This is a genomic window from Caulobacter segnis, assembly GCF_019931575.1.
GTDB classification, from domain to species: domain Bacteria; phylum Pseudomonadota; class Alphaproteobacteria; order Caulobacterales; family Caulobacteraceae; genus Caulobacter; species Caulobacter segnis_C.
The window spans coordinates 4,566,447-4,587,640 of sequence record NZ_CP082923.1; the positions used below are offsets into that span (position 1 = coordinate 4,566,447).

General features: G+C 64.3%; 21 protein-coding genes. 11 read left to right on the forward strand and 10 right to left on the reverse strand.

Translation table 11 applies throughout. The features are described 5' to 3' along the window. Positions 1 to 112: 112 nt before the first annotated feature. Together K8940_RS20760 and K8940_RS20765 are read right to left on the reverse strand one after the other, a co-directional pair. On the reverse strand, positions 113 to 3,565 hold the full coding sequence (locus K8940_RS20760; protein ID WP_223391941.1) for a TonB-dependent receptor domain-containing protein: 3,453 nt from the start codon (positions 3,563 to 3,565) through the stop codon (positions 113 to 115). Positions 3,566 to 3,676: 111 nt separating this feature from the next. Further along, a complete protein-coding gene (locus K8940_RS20765; protein WP_223391942.1) occupies positions 3,677 to 3,982 on the reverse strand; it encodes an HU family DNA-binding protein in 306 nt (101 codons plus the stop codon). Positions 3,983 to 4,340: 358 nt separating this feature from the next. On the opposite strand from K8940_RS20765, the gene K8940_RS20770 reads away from it, so the two are divergent. The 10 genes from K8940_RS20770 to K8940_RS20815 all read left to right on the forward strand — a co-directional run bounded on the left by K8940_RS20770 (position 4,341) and on the right by K8940_RS20815 (position 13,428). Beyond that, a complete protein-coding gene (locus K8940_RS20770; RefSeq protein WP_223391943.1) occupies positions 4,341 to 4,934 on the forward strand; it encodes an RNA polymerase sigma factor in 594 nt (197 codons plus the stop codon). After that, entirely contained in the window at positions 4,912 to 5,871 is a 960-nt protein-coding gene (locus K8940_RS20775; RefSeq protein WP_223391944.1) for a FecR family protein, read from the forward strand. The genes K8940_RS20770 and K8940_RS20775 overlap by 23 nt, the downstream gene beginning before the upstream one ends. A 322-nt stretch (positions 5,872 to 6,193) precedes the next feature. Then, complete coding sequence (locus tag K8940_RS20780) at positions 6,194 to 7,531, forward strand: integrase family protein (protein ID WP_223391945.1); 1,338 nt, start codon at positions 6,194 to 6,196, stop codon at positions 7,529 to 7,531. An 87-nt stretch (positions 7,532 to 7,618) separates the two neighbouring features. Next, positions 7,619 to 8,212, forward strand: a complete 594-nt coding sequence (locus tag K8940_RS20785; protein WP_223391946.1) for a hypothetical protein — start codon at positions 7,619 to 7,621, stop codon at positions 8,210 to 8,212. 2 nt (positions 8,213 to 8,214) lie between these two features. Continuing rightward, a complete protein-coding gene (locus tag K8940_RS20790) occupies positions 8,215 to 8,664 on the forward strand; it encodes a hypothetical protein (RefSeq protein WP_223391947.1) in 450 nt (149 codons plus the stop codon). Then, positions 8,664 to 10,310, forward strand: a complete 1,647-nt coding sequence (locus K8940_RS20795; protein WP_223391948.1) for a DEAD/DEAH box helicase — start codon at positions 8,664 to 8,666, stop codon at positions 10,308 to 10,310. The genes K8940_RS20790 and K8940_RS20795 overlap by 1 nt, the downstream gene beginning before the upstream one ends. Positions 10,311 to 10,420: 110 nt before the next feature. Beyond that, positions 10,421 to 11,197, forward strand: a complete 777-nt coding sequence (locus tag K8940_RS20800; RefSeq protein WP_223391949.1) for an alpha/beta hydrolase — start codon at positions 10,421 to 10,423, stop codon at positions 11,195 to 11,197. Between the two features lie 60 nt (positions 11,198 to 11,257). Continuing rightward, complete coding sequence (locus K8940_RS20805) at positions 11,258 to 12,127, forward strand: helix-turn-helix domain-containing protein (protein ID WP_223391950.1); 870 nt, start codon at positions 11,258 to 11,260, stop codon at positions 12,125 to 12,127. Positions 12,128 to 12,655: 528 nt separating this feature from the next. After that, the gene (locus tag K8940_RS20810; protein WP_223391951.1) at positions 12,656 to 12,802 is read left to right on the forward strand and encodes a hypothetical protein; all 147 of its coding nucleotides are present in this window, start codon (positions 12,656 to 12,658) and stop codon (positions 12,800 to 12,802) included. A 32-nt stretch (positions 12,803 to 12,834) separates the two neighbouring features. After that, positions 12,835 to 13,428 carry a hypothetical protein gene (locus K8940_RS20815; protein WP_223391952.1) on the forward strand — a complete coding sequence of 198 codons (594 nt, stop codon included), beginning with the start codon at positions 12,835 to 12,837 and terminating at the stop codon, positions 13,426 to 13,428. Between the two features lie 23 nt (positions 13,429 to 13,451). On the opposite strand, the gene K8940_RS20820 is transcribed toward K8940_RS20815, so the two are convergent. The 8 genes from K8940_RS20820 to K8940_RS20855 all read right to left on the reverse strand — a co-directional run bounded on the left by K8940_RS20820 (position 13,452) and on the right by K8940_RS20855 (position 19,680). Next, a complete protein-coding gene (locus K8940_RS20820) occupies positions 13,452 to 14,264 on the reverse strand; it encodes an HNH endonuclease (RefSeq protein WP_223391953.1) in 813 nt (270 codons plus the stop codon). A gap of 11 nt (positions 14,265 to 14,275) precedes the next feature. Continuing rightward, positions 14,276 to 14,827: an ATP-binding protein gene (locus tag K8940_RS20825; RefSeq protein WP_223391954.1), complete on the reverse strand. Its 552-nt coding sequence runs from the start codon at positions 14,825 to 14,827 to the stop codon at positions 14,276 to 14,278. Positions 14,828 to 14,829: 2 nt separating this feature from the next. Further along, a complete protein-coding gene (locus K8940_RS20830; protein WP_223391955.1) occupies positions 14,830 to 16,371 on the reverse strand; it encodes a GNAT family N-acetyltransferase in 1,542 nt (513 codons plus the stop codon). Beyond that, complete coding sequence (locus K8940_RS20835; RefSeq protein WP_223391956.1) at positions 16,346 to 16,798, reverse strand: ASCH domain-containing protein; 453 nt, start codon at positions 16,796 to 16,798, stop codon at positions 16,346 to 16,348. The genes K8940_RS20830 and K8940_RS20835 overlap by 26 nt, the downstream gene beginning before the upstream one ends. Positions 16,799 to 17,098: 300 nt before the next feature. Beyond that, on the reverse strand, positions 17,099 to 17,881 hold the full coding sequence (locus K8940_RS20840) for a hypothetical protein (protein WP_223391957.1): 783 nt from the start codon (positions 17,879 to 17,881) through the stop codon (positions 17,099 to 17,101). A gap of 23 nt (positions 17,882 to 17,904) precedes the next feature. Next, positions 17,905 to 18,615, reverse strand: a complete 711-nt coding sequence (locus K8940_RS20845; RefSeq protein ID WP_223391958.1) for a hypothetical protein — start codon at positions 18,613 to 18,615, stop codon at positions 17,905 to 17,907. Between the two features lie 28 nt (positions 18,616 to 18,643). Then, the gene (locus K8940_RS20850; RefSeq protein WP_223391959.1) at positions 18,644 to 18,901 is read right to left on the reverse strand and encodes a hypothetical protein; all 258 of its coding nucleotides are present in this window, start codon (positions 18,899 to 18,901) and stop codon (positions 18,644 to 18,646) included. Between the two features lie 2 nt (positions 18,902 to 18,903). Continuing rightward, positions 18,904 to 19,680, reverse strand: coding sequence for a hypothetical protein (locus K8940_RS20855; RefSeq protein ID WP_223391960.1), 777 nt, complete (start codon positions 19,678 to 19,680; stop codon positions 18,904 to 18,906). A 196-nt stretch (positions 19,681 to 19,876) separates the two neighbouring features. Between K8940_RS20855 and K8940_RS20860 the strand changes: the two genes are divergently transcribed. Continuing rightward, complete coding sequence (locus tag K8940_RS20860; protein ID WP_223391961.1) at positions 19,877 to 21,184, forward strand: cytochrome-c peroxidase; 1,308 nt, start codon at positions 19,877 to 19,879, stop codon at positions 21,182 to 21,184. Positions 21,185 to 21,194 lie beyond the last annotated feature (10 nt).

A 21,194-nucleotide genomic window follows, 5' to 3' on the forward strand; every position in this document is an offset into this window, starting at 1 on the left:
ACGGTTGCGCTCGCGCCCGCCGACCCGCGACCGAATGACGCACCGAGGGTCAAGAAAAAGGGGCCGCGCTCAGCGCGGCCCCAGGAAAGGCGTCGATCTCGGGGGAGACGGCCTAGAACTTGTAGCGGACCCCGATCCGGTAGTTCGGACCGCTGGCGCCGTACGACTGGATCACCGGGTCGGTGTAGCTGTAGCGGGTCGCATTCTCGTCCGTGATGTTCAGCGCCTCGAAGGTGATGCTGACCTGCTTCAGCGGCGAGTAGCGCACCGACATGTCGACGTTGGTCGTCGACGCCGAGGCCCCGAACTCGTTGATCAGCGGGCTGTCGCAAGCCGAACCGTTGGCCTGCAGGCCCGGGTCACAGTTGCCCGAGGTCAGCGGATAGGTCGTCTTATAGCCGTCGCGCTTGGCCATCGAGACGCGGGCGTTGAACTTCTCGGTCTCGTAATAGACCGTCAGGTTCAGGCCCTTGGGCGAAGCGCCCAGCCACGGACCGGTTCCGTAGGTCGGCGGCTTGGTCACCGTGCCCGCGCCTGCGACGACCGTGCCCGGGTCGAGGATGTAGGTCAGCTTGGTGTCCAGCTTGGTCATGTTGAACTGGACGCCCAGGTTCTTGAAGTACCAGGGCAGGAAGGTCAGGTCCTGCTGGAAGTTGAACTCCCAGCCCTGCAGGTAGCCGCCGGGCGCGTCGCGGACCTGACGCGCCAGGACCGGGTTGTTGGCGTCGATGTAGGCGCGACGGAAGACGTCGCCGCCGGTCTCTCCCGGGAACTGCAGCTTCAAGGCCGCGATGGCGTCGGCGTCCAGGAAGTTCGATAGCGGCGCTTCGTAGAAGACCGTCTGCGGGAAGCTGTCGATGTCCTTGCGGAAATAGGCCAGGCTGATCAGACCGCCCTTGTTGAAGTACCACTCGGCCGCGATGTCGTAGGCCTTGCCGCGGAACGGCGACAGCTTGGTGTTGCCGACCGTGATCGTACCGCCGATCGACGAACCGTCGCCCGGAATGCTGATGCCGGTGACGGCCGGCGACAGGTTGCCCAGCAGCGGACGGGCCATGACCTTGGCCGCGGCGAAGCGGATGTAGAGGTTGTCGTAGGCCTCCCAGGTCAGGTTCCCTGACGGCAGGGTGTCGGTGTAGTGGTTCTCGCCTGTGATGCGACGGCCGGCGGTCGTCTCGCCATAGGCCAAGACGTCCGTCTCCGCCTGGCGCACGCCGACGTTGCCGAACAGGCGGCGGCCGCCCCAGACTTCGTAGTTGAAGTTGAACTGCGCGTAGTACGACAGGTTCTTCTCGGTCACGCCGAAGCTGGCCGTGCGGTTGCGCTTCCGGGTGATGCGGAAGTCGCCGTACTTGTTGATGCAGTTGCAGTCGAAGCCGAAGACGCTGCTGAACGCCTCGAGATTGGGCGCGAAGAAGCTGGTCGTCGTGCCCTCCGGCACCTCCAGGCCGTCGCCGAACTCAATCGCCTGGCCCAGCGATGCAACGGTGACCTTGGCTTCCTTCTCGGTCGGGTTCAGCAGGTCGCTGTTGCGCTCATACTGGTCGGTCGAGAACTCGAACTCACGCTTGGTGATACCGGTCTTTATGGTCCAGTTGTCGTCCAGATCGTAGGTCAGGTCGATCTTGCCGCCCTTGTAGTCGTTGATCGTCGTGCGCCGATAATTGCGCATGGCCGAGAAGCCCTTGACGATCCCCCACTGGCTCGGGTCGGCGGCGTTGAAGCCGACATTGAACTTGGGCATGGTCGTCGCGCCGCGCTCGTCGAAGATGAACGGTCCCTGCACGTCCATGGCGTTGAACTCGACCAGGGTGCCGACGTTGACGTTCTCCGAACGCGAGGTCCCGACCGACACCTGGGCCTTCAGCTTGTCGCTGAACTCGTGGTCCAGGTTGACCGACACCTGGCGGAAGTCGGTCGTGTAGGCGCCGCGGTCCGCGCCCGAGCGCCAGTCGACATTGGCCAGCTTCAGATATTCGGCGTTCTGGCCGACCACGTCGGCGTCCAGCACCTTGACCGCCGGACGGCCGATCAGCTGGCCGCGGAATGGCAGGGTCGAGGCCGGACCGGCGTAACCGGGCGACAGCGGGTTGGTGTAGTAGTCGTAGGCGTCCAGATTGTAGGGGTTGTAGCTGTAGGTGTAGCCCGCCACCGGGGCCGCGCCGTTCAGCGCCTGGCCGCAGTCGGTGCCGGGCGACAGCTCGGTCTCGGCGGCGAAGGTGCAGGTTCCGGGATACAGGCCGCGCAGCTGGGCGTCCGTCATCGTCGTGCCGGCGCGGGCCGTGGCCGTCGGGACGTTGGCGCCGTACGAGTAGCTGGCGTTGGTGTTGTTGCGGTTCAGGCCGACCGCGCCGATCTGGTAGTTGGTGCTGACGCTGTCGAACTTCGAATACAGGCCGTCGACGGTCAGGCGCGTGCGCTCGGCCAGTTGCAGCTGGAACGACCCGGTCAGGCCCAGGCGTTCGGTCTCGACGTTGCGCTGGTTCAGCGAGGCCAGGGCCGGGAAGCGGATCAGCGAATTGTTGCAGCCCGGCGTCGTCGGGGTCAGGCCCGCCACCGCTTGGGCGGCCACGGCTGCGCAGCCCGGATAGAGCTTGGCGTAGGCGGCCGGATCCGAGCCGGTCATCGCCGCATAGGCGGCCGGATTGGCCATCGGATTGTAGTAGTTGGCCGGATTGGCCTTGTAGGCGTCCAGCGCCGAACCCGTCAGGGTGGTCGGGATAAGGGCGCTGAACACCGTACCCGTCGGCGCGGCGAAACCGGCGCGGCCGGGCAGCTCGTCGCCAGTCCAGGTCGAGCCGCGATAGACGTAGTCCGACGAGCCGGTGCCGCGGTTGTAGCTGTCGTCCTCGGAGCTGCGCTTGGCCCAGGCGGCCGAGACCAGCACACCCATCTTGCCGTCGAACCAGCGGTCGGAGAACAGGCCGGTGATGCGCGGCGAGTGCTTCTTGCCGTTCTGGTAATAGGAATCCTCGGCCGAGAAGGCCATCTGGCTCTTCTTGTAGTCGAACGGACGGCCGGTGATCAGGTCGACCGTCGCGCCCAGCGAGCCTTCGTCGGCCTCCGCCGAGGACGACTTGCGCACGCGGACCGAGCTGAACAGCTCCGAGGCGAAAGCGTTGAAGTCGAAGGCGCGCGAGCGGTTGGGGCTGGAGCCGGCGTCGTTGGCCGCACCCGTCGACAGCGCCTCCATGTTGTTGATCCGTACACGGCTGAAGTCGCCCGACAGGCCGCGCACGCTGATGGTGCGGCCTTCGCCGTTGTCGCGGTCGATCGAGATGCCGGGCAGGCGCTGCAGCGACTCGGCCAGGTTGGAGTCGGGGAAGTCGGCGATGTCCTCGGCGTTGATGGCGTCCATCATCACGTCCGAGTTCTTCTTCAGGTTCAGCGCGCTCTGCAGGGAGGCGCGATAGCCTGTGACGACCACCTCGCTGACGGTCTCGGACGGCGCGGGCGCGGCGGTCTGGGCGGCGACAAGGCCCGGCGCGGCGGCGGCGAACGCGGCCGTGGAGATGCCGGCGAGCAGCAGCGCCCGACCCCGGCGCCTGTTTCGATCGATGTTCATTTGGTTCCTCCCCAATTTGCTTCGTGGTTTTCGGCGGCGGGCTCTTTGTTTCGTCCCGTCGCCGGATGGCGGCCGCTTCAGGCGGCCCGTGGCGTCGGCCAGGCGCGGTGATCAGGCGACATCGGGATCGCCCCGCGCGGCGTTGAGGTCTCGGACCAGCTGCCGGTCGGGGCGAAACAGGATCGTTCGCTCGCCGCCCAGTTCGCGGGTCTGGCCGTTGATGGGATTGACGAGGGCGTAGGGGCGCGCCTGGCGGACGGCCAGTTCGCCGATCCGCGGCACGTCCAGGCTGTGGCCGTCCAGCAGCGCCTGGCGCATGCGGCGCAGCAGCGCGCCGACGAACAGATCGTTCAGCTCGCGATCCAGGCTGCGCGAATAGTCCAGAAGGGGTTGCACGAAGGCGCCGTCAACGCGCATCGCGGCCTCGTCCGGCCGGGGCGCATCGCGCAGGGCGATCGATATGGCTCAGGGCTCGCACGCGGCCGCCTCCCTCCCTCGCGACGAAAAACGTCGCTTTCCCGGTTGGACACCGGTGTCACTTCATTCGACATAAACATGCCGAATTTGGATTAGAAAGGGAAAAGTTACCGGTCACATGCGATTTTCAAAGCAATTTATTGCTCAAAATTGAGACCAATTATGGTTCAACGAATGAACTTCCCTCATCCGCACAACAAAACCTCCCCGGTTGGGATTTATTTGCCGGCGCATTGAATGGCAGGCCGCGAGGCCGCATCGTCGGCGAAAGACCGGCGCATAACGAATGGGAGGAGCCGTGGCGAAACCGCAACGGCCGCGCGCCGACGAGAGCGCGTGGACCTGGAGCCGGCGCGCGGTGTTCCGTGAGAGCTACTGCGACGACTGGGAGGACCTGCGGCTGTTCCTTCGCGCGCGCTTCGGCCCCGGGCCGCCCGAGCCCGAGGACCTGGCGCAGCAGGCCTTCGTCAAGCTGGGCGAACGGCCGGCCGACCAGGAGCACGAAAGCCCGCGCGCCTTCGTGTTCCGCGTGGCCATCAACCTGGCGCGGGACGCCCTGCGCCGTCAGAAGATGGCCTATCGCCTGGTCTCGGCGTCGGCACCGGCGCTCGAGCCCGACGCCGCGCCGGACGCCGAGCGGACCATCATCGCCAAGCAGGAGCTGGACGTGCTGAACCGCGTGGTCGAGGGCCTGCCGCCGCGCCATCGCCGGTTCCTGGCCGACAACCGCGTGGCCGGCCTAAGCTTCGCCGAGATCGCCCGCCAGAACGGCGTCTCCGAGGCGTTGGTGCGCAAGACGGTGGGCGAGGCCGTCGCCGCCTGCCAGCGCGCCGTCGCCGGCGGCCCGATAGACTTTCGAGGATTGTCACGTGAACGCAACCGCCGCGCCTGACGGCGACGTCGAGGACCAGGCCCGGGAATGGGCCCTCTCCGTGTTCGGCGAACGACTGTCGCCCGAGCGCGCCGAGGCGCTTGGCCAATGGCTGGCGGCCGATCCGCGCCACGCCCAGGCCTATGACCAGGCCGAGCGCCTGATGCTGGCGCTCGGCGACGTCGACGCCCTGGCCCGGCGACCGGTCCGAGATCGTCGCCAGACCTGGCGCTGGGCCGCCGCCGTCGCCCTTCCCCTCGCCGCCTGCCTGGCGATCGGCGTCGGCGTCGCCGCCCGCCCGACGATCCTGGAAAGCGGCCGCGCCGTCCGGACCCTCACGCTCGCCGACGGCAGCCTCGTGACCCTGGCTCCCGAGACGCGCCTGAAGACGACCGGCTGGCTGGGCGGACGCCGCTATGTTCTGGAGCGGGGCGAAGCGCTGTTCGATGTCCGTCACGCGGGCGGACGCCCGTTCCAGGTTGATGCGGACCGGACACGGGTAACCGTGCTGGGCACGCGGTTCGAGGTACGCCGCGCCGAGAGCGGCGAGATCGCCGTGGCGGTCGCGCGCGGGCGCGTGGCGGTGCGTCGCGACGCCGGCGGCCCGGCCTTCGACGCCGTCCTGTCCCGAGGCGACAGCGTCACGCTGGACCCCCGCGAGACGCGGCGGACACGCCTGGCCGATCCGGAAGCCATCGCCGACTGGCGCCGCGGCCGCCTGAGCTACGCCTCCGCCCGCCTGATCGACGTCGCCAGCGATATCAGCCGCTTCTCGACCGTCCGCGTCGTCGCCAGCCCCGCCGTGGCCGACCTGCGCCTGACAGCCAGCTTCCGCGCCGACCAGGCCGGAGCCTTCGTGGCCAACCTGCCCACGGCCCTGCCGGTCGAGGTGACGCCCCGCGCCGACGGCGCCCTGGTCGTCACGCCCAGAACCACGTCCGCGCGAAACGGGAAATAGAGAGCAGAGAGGCGAACGCGCCAACGCCCGCGCCGAGCCGGATCACGGCCGCCGCGTCGATATCAAAGGCTTGGGAGAAAATGGCGCGCCCGGAACGATTCGAACGTCCGACCCTCAGATTCGTAGTTGATCCGAGCCGGTTCTCAGAAATTACGCCATCGCACGCCAGAACACTACAAACATTTGTAATCAAAAAGAAATTGGCGCCGCTCGTCGCACGCGCTAGGGTTACATCGTAATTCAAACCGTAGACCATTGTTTGCAAAACCCCAGTGCAAAACCCAGTGCAGTTCGGTTTGAGGGATGTAGCTGGAGCGGCGAAATGGCGGATTTGAAGATTGCGCTGAGCGACCGAGCGATCACCCAACTGCCGCCTCCTTCGGGCAAGCGGTACACGGTGCGCGACACTGACTTGAAGGGCTTCCAGCTCGTGGTCGGCGCACGGCGGAAGACGTTCGTCGTGCAGGGCGAGTACTGGGAAGACGGCCAACGCCGGGGCAAGACAGTCTCTATCGGGTACGCTGGCGAGCTGAGCGTCCGAGAGGCCCGGGTCAAGGCCAAGACCCTTCTGGCCAAGATCGCGAGCGGCGAACTGATCCGCGAGGAAGAGGCGGCCGCTCAGGCCGCGGCTGCCGAAGCTGCGCCTCCCGTCATTCCCATCGGCGGCGTGACCCTTCGACAGGCTTGGGCCCGCTACAAGACCGCCTTGGAGCGCAAGGATCGTAGCGAAGCGACGATCGACGGCTACGAGGACCACGTTGAGCGATTGCTGGCCGACTGGCTGGACAAGCCCCTTCGGGAGCTCGGAGAGGATCCCTCGCAGGTCGCGACCCGCCACGATCTGCTGACGACCAACAACGGACCCAGCGCCGCTAATGGCACGATGCGGACCCTGCGGGCGATCTACAACCACGCCCGCAAGAGCCACCCGTCCCTGCCCCCCGAGAACCCGACCCTCGCGGTCGATTGGAACGTCGAAAAGCGACGCGACACGGCCATGGGCATCGACGATCTACCTGGGTGGTTCGACCAGGCTCGGCGCCTGCGTCACCAGGTCCGTCGTGAGTTTCATCTTTTCACCCTGCTCTCGGGCAGCCGGCCAGGCGCGCTGCTGCAGTCCAAGGTCTCGGACCTGAACCTGCGCGAGCGCATCCTGCATATCCCGCGCCCCAAGGGCGGCGCGAAGAAGGCCTTCGACATCCCGCTCTCACGGCCAATGATCCGATGCCTGATCAGAGCCATGCGGGCGGGTCGCGAACTGCTCCCCGATCAGGCGCGCATCTGGCTGTTCGTCGGCGAGAGCGAGGACGGGCACATGGTCGAGCACAAGGAAAAGCGCGAGGTCCTCGACAAGTGGGGCAACGACCTTCGGCAAACCTACAGGACGCTGGGTCAGGAGGCGGAGCTCTCCGACCTCGACATGCACCTGCTGATGAACCACAGCCTGCCGGGGGTGAACGCCGGCTACATCACGCGCGCCAAGCTGATCACGGGCCATCTGAGGACGGCCCAGGAGAAGCTGTCGGCGCTGATCATCGCCAGGAGCGGGGTCGACGCTCCGGTGTGGCCGCGCCTGCCCTCGCGGAAGATCGGTGATCCGCTTATCGACCCCACGCTTCCAGATCCGCGATCGCTGGCGGCGAGAGCCATGGCTGCCTAGGCGCCTCGAACGACGATCCACGCACGGGTTGCATTTTCCGGAAAATGCAACCAAATCCTAGCTTCACCTTGTGTGAGGCGGGTCGTCATGAAGTTTGAAGTCGAGATCGATGACGCGTTGATCGAGCGGTTGACCGACGTGATCGCTCAACAGCTCAAGGACGATCCAGAGAAGCGAGAGCAACTAGCCGCATTCGCTGTGGCGGAGGTGATCGGCTGGATGTCGGCCCAGGTCACCCACACCTCGATGACCGACCAGCACACGGCATGGCTGGAGAAGCTTCTGCCATTGTTCTTCGGTGATCAGCCACCGACCGCCGAGCGCATCTATAATGGCTTTTCCGTCCCCTACGGTCGCGCCGCCTACATCGCGCGCGTCTTGTTGGAAAAGCAGCACTCCGACTGGCGGAAGAAAGCTCGCCAGACGCTTTTGACCGCCCTCACCACCGATGAGCGGAAAAAGGAGGTCGAAGAAAACCTCGGCCGAGGTGACGCACTTCGCTACGTGCCCGTTTCGCTCGACTCGGGCGCTTATCGCGAACTGACAGTTATGGTCGCGGAAATCTTCGAGGCTGACCCGCCGCTGGCGCCTCCCGTCGTCAAGGCTGCGGGCCTTGGACGACGCACCGTCGAAATCCCTTCCCAACTCTTCGAACCCCTCATCGCCAAGCTCGAGGCCTGATCATGGAATCGACCACGCTGGTCTCTCTCTCCGGCTCCCTGATGAGCCTTTTTGGACTCTTGGTGAGCTTGTTCTCGATCCACCTGGGCAACTGGCTTTCCAAGCTGCAAGCACTGCGCACCAAGTGGGACGTCAACAGCGGCTCGGGCGACTCTGAGCGCGCTGCACGACGAGAATGCCGCTTCGCACTTGTGGAGATCTACAACTGGCAACCGTTCGTGATGACCACGATCATCGCCGGCTTCGGCGTAGCCGTACTCTGCTTCTTCAACGGCGTTCGGCTCGCCGCACAGGTGAGCTTTCCCAGCGGTTATGTCGGCCTCTACAACGGCTTCTTCGGGATCATGATCACCCTGCAAATTGTCCTGCTGGTTTGGGGTTGCCTGGTGGGCTCGAAATTGAAGGCCGATGTCGACAAGGCCTATAAAGCGCCGGCGCCGAAGGCGAAGTGATGCTGGCCCGGCGAGCCGCCGGGGCATACCTCAAAGAGGCTTTGGGTAGAGGGGCGTCGCTCAATCCCTACGAGGTCCGCACCTACCAAGTGACCGCTGCCTTTAAGGCCGCGACCCAGCTTTGCAATGGCCACAACGCCGTTCTCACCTTGCCGACCGGCACGGGCAAGACCGTGATCTGCGGGATGACCGCCGCGCTTTTCAAACAGGCGCGGCCGGACGCCCGTGTTGTCATCACAGCACCGCGCAGAACGCTTCTCAGCCAGCTCCATGCCCGGTCGCGATGGCTTAATCCAACCGCGTCCACTGCGATCGTCGGCGCGGATCCACGGCAGGACGACCGGTTCGTCCGGGCGGCGTTTCACCACGTGCCGATTGTCTTCGGGATGCCGGAATTCCTGACGCGGAGGCTCCAGCGCCGGGTCGTTCCTCAAGATCAGGTCGCAAGCATCGGACTGGTTATTGTCGACGAGTTCGACGCCTTTCTCACATTGCGCTACTTGGCCAAGGGCGTCGTCGCCGGCTTCCACGAGGCCTTCGCCGAACTCCGGGCGGCAATCCCTGACGACTGCCGACTGCTCTTGGTGAGCGCGACAACGCCAGAGGCGAGTTCACCCGATCCCGGCGCGTCGCTTGATCGCCGGCAAGAAGTGAGCGCCCAGGTCGCGTTCCGCAGCTTCCTCGATGAGGCCCTGAACCCCGAGTATGTGACGATATCGCCGCGCTACTACGAGGCTTATATCCCTCATGCCGAACTCGCTTTTGTGGCGGTCGACGATCTAGAGGTTCGTGACCTCGACCAGGCGATCGACGATGATGTCAGCCTGACGATCAATTGGATCTCCGGCGCCATCGGCGCGTGGATCGATCCAACCTACGTCCTTCCGAGACTCCCCATCATACTGAGCGGGCGCATGGGCCTATTTCCAGGCGGACCCAAGCTGGCGGGCGACGGCCCCCTGAAAGGATTGCTGGGACGGCTGTTGTTTCTCAGCCATCTGCCTGACTTCATCTACGAGGATATGGCCGAAGGCGTCACTTGGCGGATCGAAGAGACAACCCGTTTCACCAGCGAACTCGACGCTCGCATGAGAACGACCGAGAAGAGGATCCAGGCCTCGATCCCAGACAAGCCCGACGCACCTATTCGACGACCAAAACTCGGCGCCAAGTTCGCCGCGCTTGAAAAAATCCTAGCCCGCCATGCCGATGAGCGAGGCGTGATCTTCTTCCGGTATGTCAGGGTGCTGGAAGCCGCCGCCTTGGCCTTGCGGGGACAAGGTTGGAACCTCCTGGTCGTGCATGGCGAGCGAAGTCTACAGGACAACGACGCGGCGTTGGCCACCTTCAGGGCGACACCAGGCATGCTGCTGCTGATCACACGCGATACCGGCAAGCGCGGCCTGGATCTCCCGGAGGGGGACTTCGCGGTCTTCTATAGCCCCAAGGCGCGCGAAGACGTCACCTGGCAAGAAGTCAGCCGGATTCGCAGCACGATTGGCTCGCCCAAGCAGACCTACATCATGTTCTATGCGCAGACGGGAGAAGCCGAAAAGACAGCCAACATGCTCGAGGCTTTGGAGCGCACGACACATTCAAAGGCGATCAAGATCATCACGGTCAGCGATCTGACGACCGTCGACTGAGGTCCGCGCTCTGCAGCATCGTCCAATCGCCAGCTTCGCCAGTGAGCTACCCGAACGCTACGCCGACCGCAAAAGCAGCGGTCGCCACCCAAGTAGCAACGGAGCTCTTCATGTCCAAAGCCCTGACTATTCTGGCCACGGCGGCCGGTCTGGCCACCGCCACCATGGCGACCGCGGCCGAGACCGCGCGCCCGACGATCGTCCTTGTTCACGGGGGCTTTGTTGATGGTTCGGGCTGGCAGGGCGTCTATCGCCAGCTGACCAAGGACGGCTACCCGGTGACCGTCGTCCAGAACCCCACGACCTCGCTGGCGGACGACGTGGCCGTGACCAAGCGCGCCATCGCCGCCGCGCCGGGCAAGGTGATCCTGGTCGGTCACTCCTATGGCGGCGTGGTCGTTTCCGAAGCCGGCAATGATCCCAAGGTCGCGGGCCTGGTCTACATCGCCGCCTTCGCGCCGGACGCTGGAGAGTCGGTCTCCTCGCTGATCGCCAATCCCCCGCCTGGCGCGCCAGTCCCCCCGATCCTTCCGCCCGTCGATGGAAACCTCCTTCTCGACCGATCCAAGTTCGCCGCCTCCTTCGCCGCTGATGTGAAGCCGGCGGATGCGGCCTTCATGGCGGACTCGCAAGTGCCTTGGGGCGTCGCGGCTCTACAGGGCGCGATAACGACGCCGGCCTGGCGGGCCAAGCCCAGCTGGTATCTGGTCGCCACCGACGACAAGATGATCCCGCCGCCGGCGCAGCGCGCCATGGCTGGACGAGCGCAGGCCGACGTCACCGAGACGCCTGGAAGCCACGCGGTCTATGTCGCCAATCCGGCCATCGTCGCACAGGTCGTCGAAAAGGCGGCTACGTCGGTTCAGGCCAAGTCGGCGGCGCGCTAAGCTCACCCGCGAATATCCAAGGTCGAGGCGGACGTGGAGCGATCAGAAGGAGCTGTTCAGGTGGGTGGTGTCGACATCCGTGTCGCGCCTTCTCGCTTCCAGGCCAGAGGCGTCTTCGCGGGCGACTTCAACCTGTTTGAACTGCGCTACGACCTCCCCCGGGTCGCGCCGCGTGGACGCGTGCCCCAGCGCACCGACGTCTACGCGGTCAGCGTCCGCCTTGCTCCGGAGTCGAGTGAAGTCGCGATGGGCGGCCGGGCGAGACTGATGTCGACCCAGGCCGGCCAGGCGCGGATCTACTACGTGCCGGATGTCGACTGGTATGCGTACCACTCGCCGCGCCACTCCCTGGAAATCCTGCTAACCCGAGAGTTCCTTGATCGGGTGACCGAGGACCTGGGGGCGCGTCCGATCGAGCAGTTGGGGTATGGCGCCGGCGTCGTGGACGACGCGGTGCTGACCCGGTTCGCCAAGATGGCTCTGCCGTTCGTGGCGCAACCAGAGTCCTTGGATCCCCTTTGGGGCGACCAGTTCATGTGGTCGTTCGCGACCTATGTGGGCGCTCGCCATGGCGATCTGGCGACCACGCGTCCGACGATTGGCGGTCTCTCACGATGGCAGATGCGCGCCGCCCGCGACATGATGGAGGCCTCACTCGCCGAGGGCACAACGATCGAGGCCTTGGCCCAGCTCTGCGGCGTGCGCAAAAGCCAGTTCGCCCATGCCTTCAGCCGCTCCTTCGGCGTCTCGCCCTACCGCTGGATGATCGAGCGTCGCATCGCTAAGGCCAGAACCATGCTGACCTCAGGCGCCTGTATCGCCGAGACCGCCTTGGCTTGTGGCTTCGTCGACCAAAGTCACCTCTCCAGGGCGTTCAAGCGCAGCGTCGGCTGCTCGCCAGGGGCGTGGCGGCAAACCCTGATGGCTTGATCCCTGCCTAGCCACGAAAGGGTAGGACGCGGATGCCAAGGCCAAAGGCCGGGCATCGGCGCCCGTCGGCGAGACCGGGGGTGCAAGCGGAGTAGCTGCCTTCACGGGGACCCGGCTGCAAGGCGCAATGCGCCTGAAGCAGGGCGGAAGGCGGCTCGAAGCGCGCCCGGGGCGGAGCCCCAAGCCTGCAGGGATCCGTCTGCGATGAAGTAACTCCCGCATCACCGCCATCTGAGACCGGGAAGCACGCCTAGGACGATCCATGTCAGCAGATTGGCGACATATCCACAGGGAAATGCGTCTATTTGTTCTTCAATGACGACAATGGCTTACCGGTCTCGGAAGTGGAAAAAGTGGTCCGTAGGGGGTCTGTAGCCCCCCTGTTGCATCCGCTGCTCCACAACACGACGCTCTTGACCGACACGGCGGTTTCGCCACCCATACCCGAAGGGATTTCCGCAATTCATGTTGCTGAGGAATCCCGCATTGTCCCTCCCCCGAAAGCCAAGCCAATCGCCGTCGCCCGCGGTGTCCGTGCGCGACCGCATCACTGTAATCATCCTCGGGATCATCAAGATCGAGGGGACGGGCAAGGGGGTGGCCTGGGCCACACGTCTGGGCATGACCGCCTTGATCATCGCGGCGCTGAAGATGCTGCTGCCGCTCGTCCATTGATCGCCCCTCAATGGCCTAGCTAGGGTGCGATCATGGAAGAAGAAAAGATCATCGGCCTGATCTTGGGCTCGTCCGTCATCGGTGGCGTGATCAGCGGTCTTATCGCTCAGGGCGCGCCGTGGTGGCGCGAAAGGCTCGCCGCCAACAAGACCGCGGCGTTCTCGGCGCTTCGCCTAGCCTTGTTGCTGGAGGAGTTCGCGGGGGACTGCGCCAGCCTGTATGGCGACCATGACACTTACCGGTCATCCCGGGGTGGGGCGGGCGCGTCTGCTAGACGCCTCCCCGAGTTGAAGGAATATCCCTCTGATATCGCCTGGCAGGCGCTTGGGACGGACCTGACCACCAAGGTTTTGCACTTCCGAGTGGTCCGTGCCGACGCCGGCGCAATGATCTCGGCGGACGCAGAGTTCGCGGACCAGTGGGACCATCCAAACCTGATCGCGGAGACAGCTCTTAAGATCGGCCTGAAGGCGCTGGCTGTAGCCCACGACCTTCGGCGAGCCCGCAAGCTGGCGCCCGCCCATGTCTCGCTCGACCGCACGACCGAGGCCTACCTGACATCGGCCCTGGCGCGGATCGCCGAGCGAAGCGCCAGGCTCGCCGCGCGTGGCCATGACGAACTGTAGAGCGTCGAAGGGACCGACGTTCGTCAGCGGGAGACGTCCTTCCGGAGGATCGTTTCCAGCTCACCGGGTTCGTAGAGCGGACTGCGATGGTCGTTCGCCTCAAGGTACTCGACATAGCCTTCGGTGGTCGGCCCGCCGAGATTGATCGCCAGCTCCTCTCCGAACAGACAGACCACCGCGTAATACTCGTTCGCAGGCGTCGCCAGGATCGTGAACCCGTGGAGCACTTGGTAGGCCTCCGCGTCGAAGAGCGCGTTCTCGTCATAGATGCGGCGTTGGTGAATCGGCCATTCGGCCGGCTGATCCCCCTGACGCGCGAACCGTCGGATGGCGGCGAGCTCAGACACGTCAAGCACTTGGTCGGTCGTAAAACCCTCGCGCAGTAAGCGGTCGGCCAAGACCTCAACACCCACCTTCGCGGCGAAACGGCTGAGAAGGCGCGTGTCTGGCGGATCCGGCACGACCACGTAGAACTGCCCAGACGAAATAGATGAGAGCGCTTGTAGGAGGCGATCTTTGTCCTCCGGTCGCCACGGCTCGACCGAAAGACCGTCTTCGGTCTGGTACAACGCGACAGCCATCCTGGCGGCGGGGAAAACCGCCTTCACGGGAATGGGCAGGCCGCGCTTGTTCCGGACTTCCTGGCGGTGGCGCAGATGAATGAAGAAGTCCGAGTTGAGGAGCGGCCCCTCCACCTTCCGGGCAAAGTAGTTGTTGCAGCGATCACAGACCACGCCGGGGGCCAACCAATGGTCCACGTTGCCGAGGCTTTCAGGCAGTATGTGCTCTCGGCTCTTTGAGCCTGCCGAGTCCTCGGCGCAGAAGATGCAGCGCACGATCCGCCCCCTTACCCGAGCCGCACAAGCCCATCGAAGGCATGGTTCAGAGCCCGCCAGTCTCCGGCCTCGAGCCTGAGAAACGGGACCTTCAGTTCGATAGCGTAATTTCTGGCGACAGCCTCGGCTCGCGCTTGTTGGTGGGCGAGAGTTTCCACACTGCGATCGGGCCTGAAGCGGGCGTCGGCGAGGCGGCGGGCGCGGAGGGCCACGGGGTCGTCATGGACGAAGGCGACCAAGTTGGGGGCCAAGCCGGCGACAGCGCTGAGCGGGACGTCGACGAGCTGTTGATCGTTGTCGATGATGCTGTGCCCGTCGAACAGCACTGGCCGGTCGGGGGCAGCCTCACGGGCTATCTGGAAAGTGGCCACCAATTTGGCCTGGTTATCACGAACCACGTCTGCGGGCGCGGTTCTCAGCGCCTCGCCAGTTGTCCGCATAGCCGCGCGCATCAGGGCGCTGGCTTCCAGATGTAGGACCTCCGGGCGCTGGGCGGATAGCTGGCTGGCGATCCAGCCCTTGCCGACGCCGGAGAGACCAAACATCGCCACCACCGGAGCCATCATCACACCTCGAACCCTAGTTCGAGGCGGCGACGGATCGGGGCGAAGCGTTCGGTCGGAAGGCTACAGATGGACTGGGGCGGGCTGCCGTTGAAGACCCCCTCGCCGGTCAGCGTCGCCAAGGGCACTGTCGGGTCCAGGTGGCCGATGAGCAAGAAATCGATCACGCGGACGGGGGCAGCCCTCTCAGCCACCATCTGGCGCAGCTCGGTCTCCGAGAAAACCGATCGCTTGGCCGTCAGGCGCACCAACTCTTCCACGTCATCGGTCTGCGAGACACGCTCGACGACGCCAACGCTGGTGATGGCTTGGGACGACAACATCCCCCCGGTCTTGGACTGGTAGAACAGCAGGACGTCGCCCGGATCCAGCTTGGTCTTGGACCGACACAGATAGACCTTCCGGATGGTGTTGCCGGGCGTGCGATCGCGTCCGCCCGTGATGAGCGCAGGCTCATCGGGAAAGAGCGGCATGGGCGCGGCGAACGCCAATTCTGGAAAGAGCTTCTGGTGGTAATCGCCTTGGATCGGAACGCAGAAGACACGAGCCGGGTCGTCGGCGACAAAGCGCGGATAGTTCGTGCGAACCGTCGTGAAGAGGTCAGGACCCGCTTCCGACCACTCAAGACGCTCCTTTGAAAGCGGCTTTTCGAATATGAGCTCGCCGTCGGCATGGGCCGCGGTCTGCAGGAAGCCGTAGTACTCCAGAAGGCGGATCAGCGTTTCCTGATTGGCGTAGGTGGTGACGTAGGTGAGATCATAGCCGTTACGCTGGGCGTACCAGAGGACCTGCTTGAGTAAGAGTTCTCCCAGCTTCTCGCCGCGGTACTCGGGGCGCACCTTGAAAGTGCAGATCTTCAGGATCTTCTCGCCTGGAAGGGTGACAGCCGCCTCGGTTCGACGCTCGTCCTTGCGCACGACGATCCCCGCCAAGGCGCTGTCCACGGTCACGACCCAGCAGGGCCGATGCTCCTGAACGCACTTGCCCCACCACACATTGAAGTCGGGATAGCCTTCGCGCAGGCTGTCAAAGATTTCGTCGGATTGATCGACCTCATAGGCCTTGCGCTCTTCGATCAGCGGCAAGGCCACGGGTGTTGGATCGAACGTCCGACGCAGCCAGGCGAGCGCATCCGCGACGGTCAGTACCTGGCTCGCCAGCGGCGACAGCTTGACCCGGCCGTGGATCCCCAAATCTTCCGTGATCAGAAGATCGACGGCCTTGAGATCCAAGGCGTGAAGCAGCGCAACATCAACTTCGTCGTTGGGCTTGCGAATAGCGCCGAACTTGGCTTCCAGCGCCGCCTTCTCGGGAAGCTTGGGGGCTTTCAGCTCCTGAAACTTGCGGACCTTGCTGAGCGAAATTTCCCGTCGGGTCGCATCCTTGTCTCGGCCGATATCCGCCAGCGCCGCCTCGTGGACGAAAACGCCGACCGTGAACTCGGCGCACTTGCGCACGAGCTCGGCCAGGGCCGGATCCACCCGCTTGGGGTCCTCCAGTCCAATGAAGACGTTCGTGTCAATTAGTAGCTTGAACGCGCTCATGATTCAGCAGGGGATAGTATTCCTGCCGAAGGTACATGAAGGATTGCGGCGCCACGAAACCAAACTGTTCCTTGAGATCCGCCGCCGCGACTTGTCGGGCGAACGGGCGGACATCTTCGAGAAGAATGGCGTAGCCCTCGTCCAGACCGCTGAAGTATCCGTCGAAGGTCTCACGATCGATGCAGGCGGCTTCGCCATGCTGTTCCCACAGATCGTCTAATTGCAGACGGCGGACGCCGCTGATGCTTGCCGAACCGACGATCGCTTGGGTCGGACTGGTTGAGTAGATCAGAATGATCGCGCCGGGCGCAACCGCCTCGGAGAAACGACGGCGAAGCTCGACGGTCTTCACGCCCTCCACGATCTTCTCGACGTGGGTGGGGTGAATGCTGACCAGAAAATCGCGCCTGCTGGACTCTTCAGCCATGCCATCATCCCACTAATTGGTGCTGGCCAGTGAATCACACCCAGATTCAGTGTCCAAGCGCTATCTGAGCGGCGCGAACCTGACCGCCGACGAAGCCAAATCCCAAGTCATTGCGCCCAGAATTGACCATGAACAAATGAAGAACATTTGAGATTCGATCAAGCGCCTCAACTACCCTCGCTCCTCGCTGCTAGGGGTTCGGCCACGCCAAAAGACGGGCTCCGCAGTCCGCCATCGTCCTCCTCGGTGGCGGGATATCCAAAGGTCGCCGCGCCTTGGGACGGCCGAGCGTGAGGGAAGCTACTCGAGGCTCGCCCGGTTGGACCTCAGCGCCTCGAGCATGAGCTGGCGCAGTCGCCCCTGCGCCGTCGCACGCTGCCTGGCGAGGGCGATGAACTTAGCGTCCGGCCGTACGAACCCGCTTGAGCCCAGCGCGTCGAAGTGTTCTTCAAACGCGGCGCACAGAACGATGAACGCATCGATCGCTTCCGGGAGCGGATCGGTTGGGATCTTGCGCGCAAGCCAAGCGTCCAAGCTCAACCCCGCCTTGGCTGCGCGGCCTTCTTCGTAGACACGCTTGGAGCCCACCAGCGAGGCCCGCAGCGCTTCAAGAACTGGCTCCCGCGGCCTGGGCTCGTAGCTGCGCACCCGCCGATTGCGTGGCCTCCGATCAAAATCAAAATTTGCGGCATAGGAAGGATCGGCGACGAAGGCGATGTGGGGCTCGCGCAGCGGCTTTGGCGTGATGTCATAGAGCTCCCCGTCGGGGCTCTTCCAGACGCAGTGAAACTCGGCGGTCAACAGACCGGGCGGCCACTCCCAGATGGTCCAGCCGTAGACGGGAGCACCACCGTCGGCGGCCACCTTGAGGCGGACGCCATCGCTGCACCAGCCGTAGCGCCCGTTCGGATCGTCGATGACCGCCACCTTCCGGAGAGGCTCTCCGCCAAGGCTCGCGCTGAAGACTTCGATGGCCGGGGTGATCTCCGCGGGCGTGGTCTCAGGGTTGTTGGCCAGCGTTCTGCGCTCGTCGGCCAGTTTCTGCGCCGCAGCGACCCTGATCTCTTCGTCCGACATCAACATCAGTGCCCCCTCTCCAAAACAGCTCAGTCTTCGTCAGGCACGGAAGGCCCGAAATTTTCCGCGTCGAGGAAGCGCCCCGTCATGTTCTGAGCGGTAATCGGCAAATCCAGAGGGCCCAGAAGGCGGTCCTTGCCCTGGGTGTTCAGGATTGGCTGCAAATCGAAGATCAGTCGCGCCTCGACAGAGTCGAGAACCTCCTGGCGCATAGCTGTGGGATGGACCCACTCGACCGGGAACGAGTGATCATCGTCGTCGTCAAGCTGCAGACCGGCGAAGTAGATCCGCTTCTTGAGCCCGTCATAGTCGGGATGATGAAGTGCGCTCAGCGCGGCGTGGCCGGACCGGAACCGATGGTGCTTGGAATTGGTCTGCCCGACATAGACGCACACCTCCTCTTCGCCTCGCTCGACGGTGATCAGATAGATCGCATAGGACCGGAGAGGCGGTTCGCCCAGGGCGGCGCGAACACGATCTGCCTCCGCCAACTCCGGCGCCCAACCCGGGAGACGCCGGCCGAGCAGCTCGCAGGCTTTTTCGATATAGGCCTGGGTTTCCTCCCAGGTGCTGTCGAAGGGCCTCAAGGCGACGTTGCACGCCTCGTGAAGATCGACCCTTAGGTCAATGGCCAGCCAGGCATGCCGGAGGAAGAAATCCTCCTGCGTGATGTAGGCCAGAGACTTCTGGTAGTAGCGCCCGCCCGAAAGCCAGGGCGTAAGAGGTCGGTCGTAGCTCATCGGTGGGTCTGTCGATTTTGGATCAGCCTCAGAGATCCGCCGCGCCGTCGAGGTCAGTGAGCCGTTCGGGCATCTCCAACAGCTTGAGGGCGGCGGCGGTGATCGCTTCGGCGATGGAGGGATAGGTTTCGGCGGAGCTGATGGCCACGCCGGTCGGGAAGGTGATGGTGGCTTGGTAGCCGTTGCCCTTGGGCGTGGCGCTCAGCGTGATCTCCGACATCACCACAATCTCCTTCATGCGGGCGAACGCGCCCTGATCCTCGCGCGCCCGATCGTTGGCGGCCAAGCTCAATCCGGTGCGAAGTACTTCGCGAATTCGCCTTGAACGGGGATCTCGTAGGCCTGCGCCAGGGCGACAAGCTGGATTCCAATCGACTTGCGCAGCGCCCGCAGCGCCTGCTCGAAGTAGCTCCAATCCGGGTCCCCCGAGGAACAGCGGAGGGTCGCCATGTCCAGGTGTTCCACGCTGTCGTAGAAATGGCGGATCGTTTGCCCAAGCGCGACGATCATCGTGTCGAGCGGACCGCCAGCCCGGCACTGCCGACGCAGCTTCGTCAGCTCGTGTCGCAGGTTGTCCAGCGACATGCGCACCCGATCGGGAAACTCCGCGTCGAACCTGGCCCAGAACACTCGACGATCTTCAATCAGCGCCACGACCTGCTCGGCGATGTCGGGCTCCAAGCGGCCAGCGCGCAGCAGCTCCAGGCTATCGGACCAACCCTTCTGGCGGATCTCCGCGATCATGTTGTCGTGGCTGCGCTTCCAGCCCCTCAGAGTGTCGACCGGGTAGCCGACGGCGTCCTTGTCGACGATGTCGCCACACTCTCGGCAGAGCCACAGCCCGTTGTCGGGGGAGCTTCGCTCTTCCGGGGACTGATTGGCGTCGTAGCGCGCAAACCCCGGCGAAGCCGCGCAGATGTGGGCGGCGTGACCGGTCTTCAGGCCACGGCTGGAATCGGATCCCGGCCCCGCCGTCAGGCGCAGGCAAAAGGGGTTGGAGCAGAAGTACGCCGCGCGCAGCGCAAGCTCGCGCTTCACGGGTTCGGGGAAGTTATCTCGGGCCATGGGTAGCTCGTGAGTTGAAAGTCGTCGGACTTCGGCGCTGACGACGTTCCGCCGAAGTCGCTACGAGATAGGCAGACAGAAGAGATACCCGCAAGTGCAATTTAAGCACTAAGGCCCGACACATCTCTCAATTTGGTCAACCAAACGGAAATTCGGTGCCTTTTTGCCACATCTGCATTTTGGTTTACCAGATCAATTGTCAATATTCACGACATGTAGCGTCAATAATACTGACACCTCGAACCAGAACAGTTTCGTTTTCCAAAATGCGAAAGCTCCTGCGAGCCGTCGCCCCCTCCGCCCAGCGCGGGACGAAACTAAATCGCCGATCGGCTCTGAAAAAAGTTGGCGACCTATCCGTCCTAACGGCATGGCCCCTCGCTCCAGCCCGCCGAAACGCTCACCCGACCGGAAGGCAAGCCTGAACCTGGAGCGGATCGCTGGACGGTTGATGCTCATGGCGGCGGCCTGCGCCGGCATCGTGGGGCTGCTGGCGATGGCGCCGACTCCGCAAGACGACTTCGCTGCGCTTCGTCAGCTCTATTCCGGCCCGCCAGCGACTTGGCCTCGCCCGGTCTTGGATCCGGGCGCCAAGTTCGAGGAGTTTGGCCCACTGCCGCCTGCCGACCCGAACGCCAACCCCGCGCTGGTCGAGCTTGGCCGCAAGCTCTTCGAAGAGCCTCGCCTGTCGAAGTCTGGCCAGATCGCCTGCTCGACGTGCCATGTTCCGGAGCTGATGTTCGCCGACAGCTTGCGAACCTCGTTCGGCCACGATCGCCAACGCGGCAAGCGCAACGCCCCATCCTTGATGACCTCGGCGTTCAGCAGCTCTTTTTTTTGGGACGGCCGGGCCAGCGATCTGGAGACCCAGATGCTTGAGCCCCTGACACACGCCGATGAGATGGCGGCCAACCCGCGCGAGATCGAACGCTGGATCAACAAGGACGCCGACTACAAGGCGGGCTTCGCGCCCTTCGTGAAACGACGGATCGCACTGCCGGACGTGGGTAAGGCCATCGCGGCCTATGAGCGCTCTCTTCGGCCCAAAACCCGATGGGACCGAGTGTTCACCGATGGGACCAAGGTGCTTAGCGACCGGCAGCTGCAGGGCCTACACCTGTTTCGCACCAAGGCCGGTTGCGCCAATTGCCATAGCGGCCCAACCCTGAGCGACGGCGGCTTCCACAATCTTGGCCTCAGCTTCTATGGACGACCCAACCAGGACCTGGGCCGCTACAACGTCACCGGCGATCCGGCCGACGTCGGCGCCTTCAAGACGCCCTCCTTGCGCGCCGGGCTCTATACACGGCCCTACATGCACAACGGCTTCTTCCCGTTCCTGGGCGCGGTGGCGCTCTTCTACAATGGCGGCGGGTTTAAGGATCCGACCGAGCAGGCGACCAATACGACCGCCCCGCCGCCGCGTCCCGATCCGCTGATGAAGAAGCGTGACCTCACCCCCGAGGAGCGGGAAGCGCTGGTGGCGTTCCTCGAGACGCTTTGACCCTCTGCGC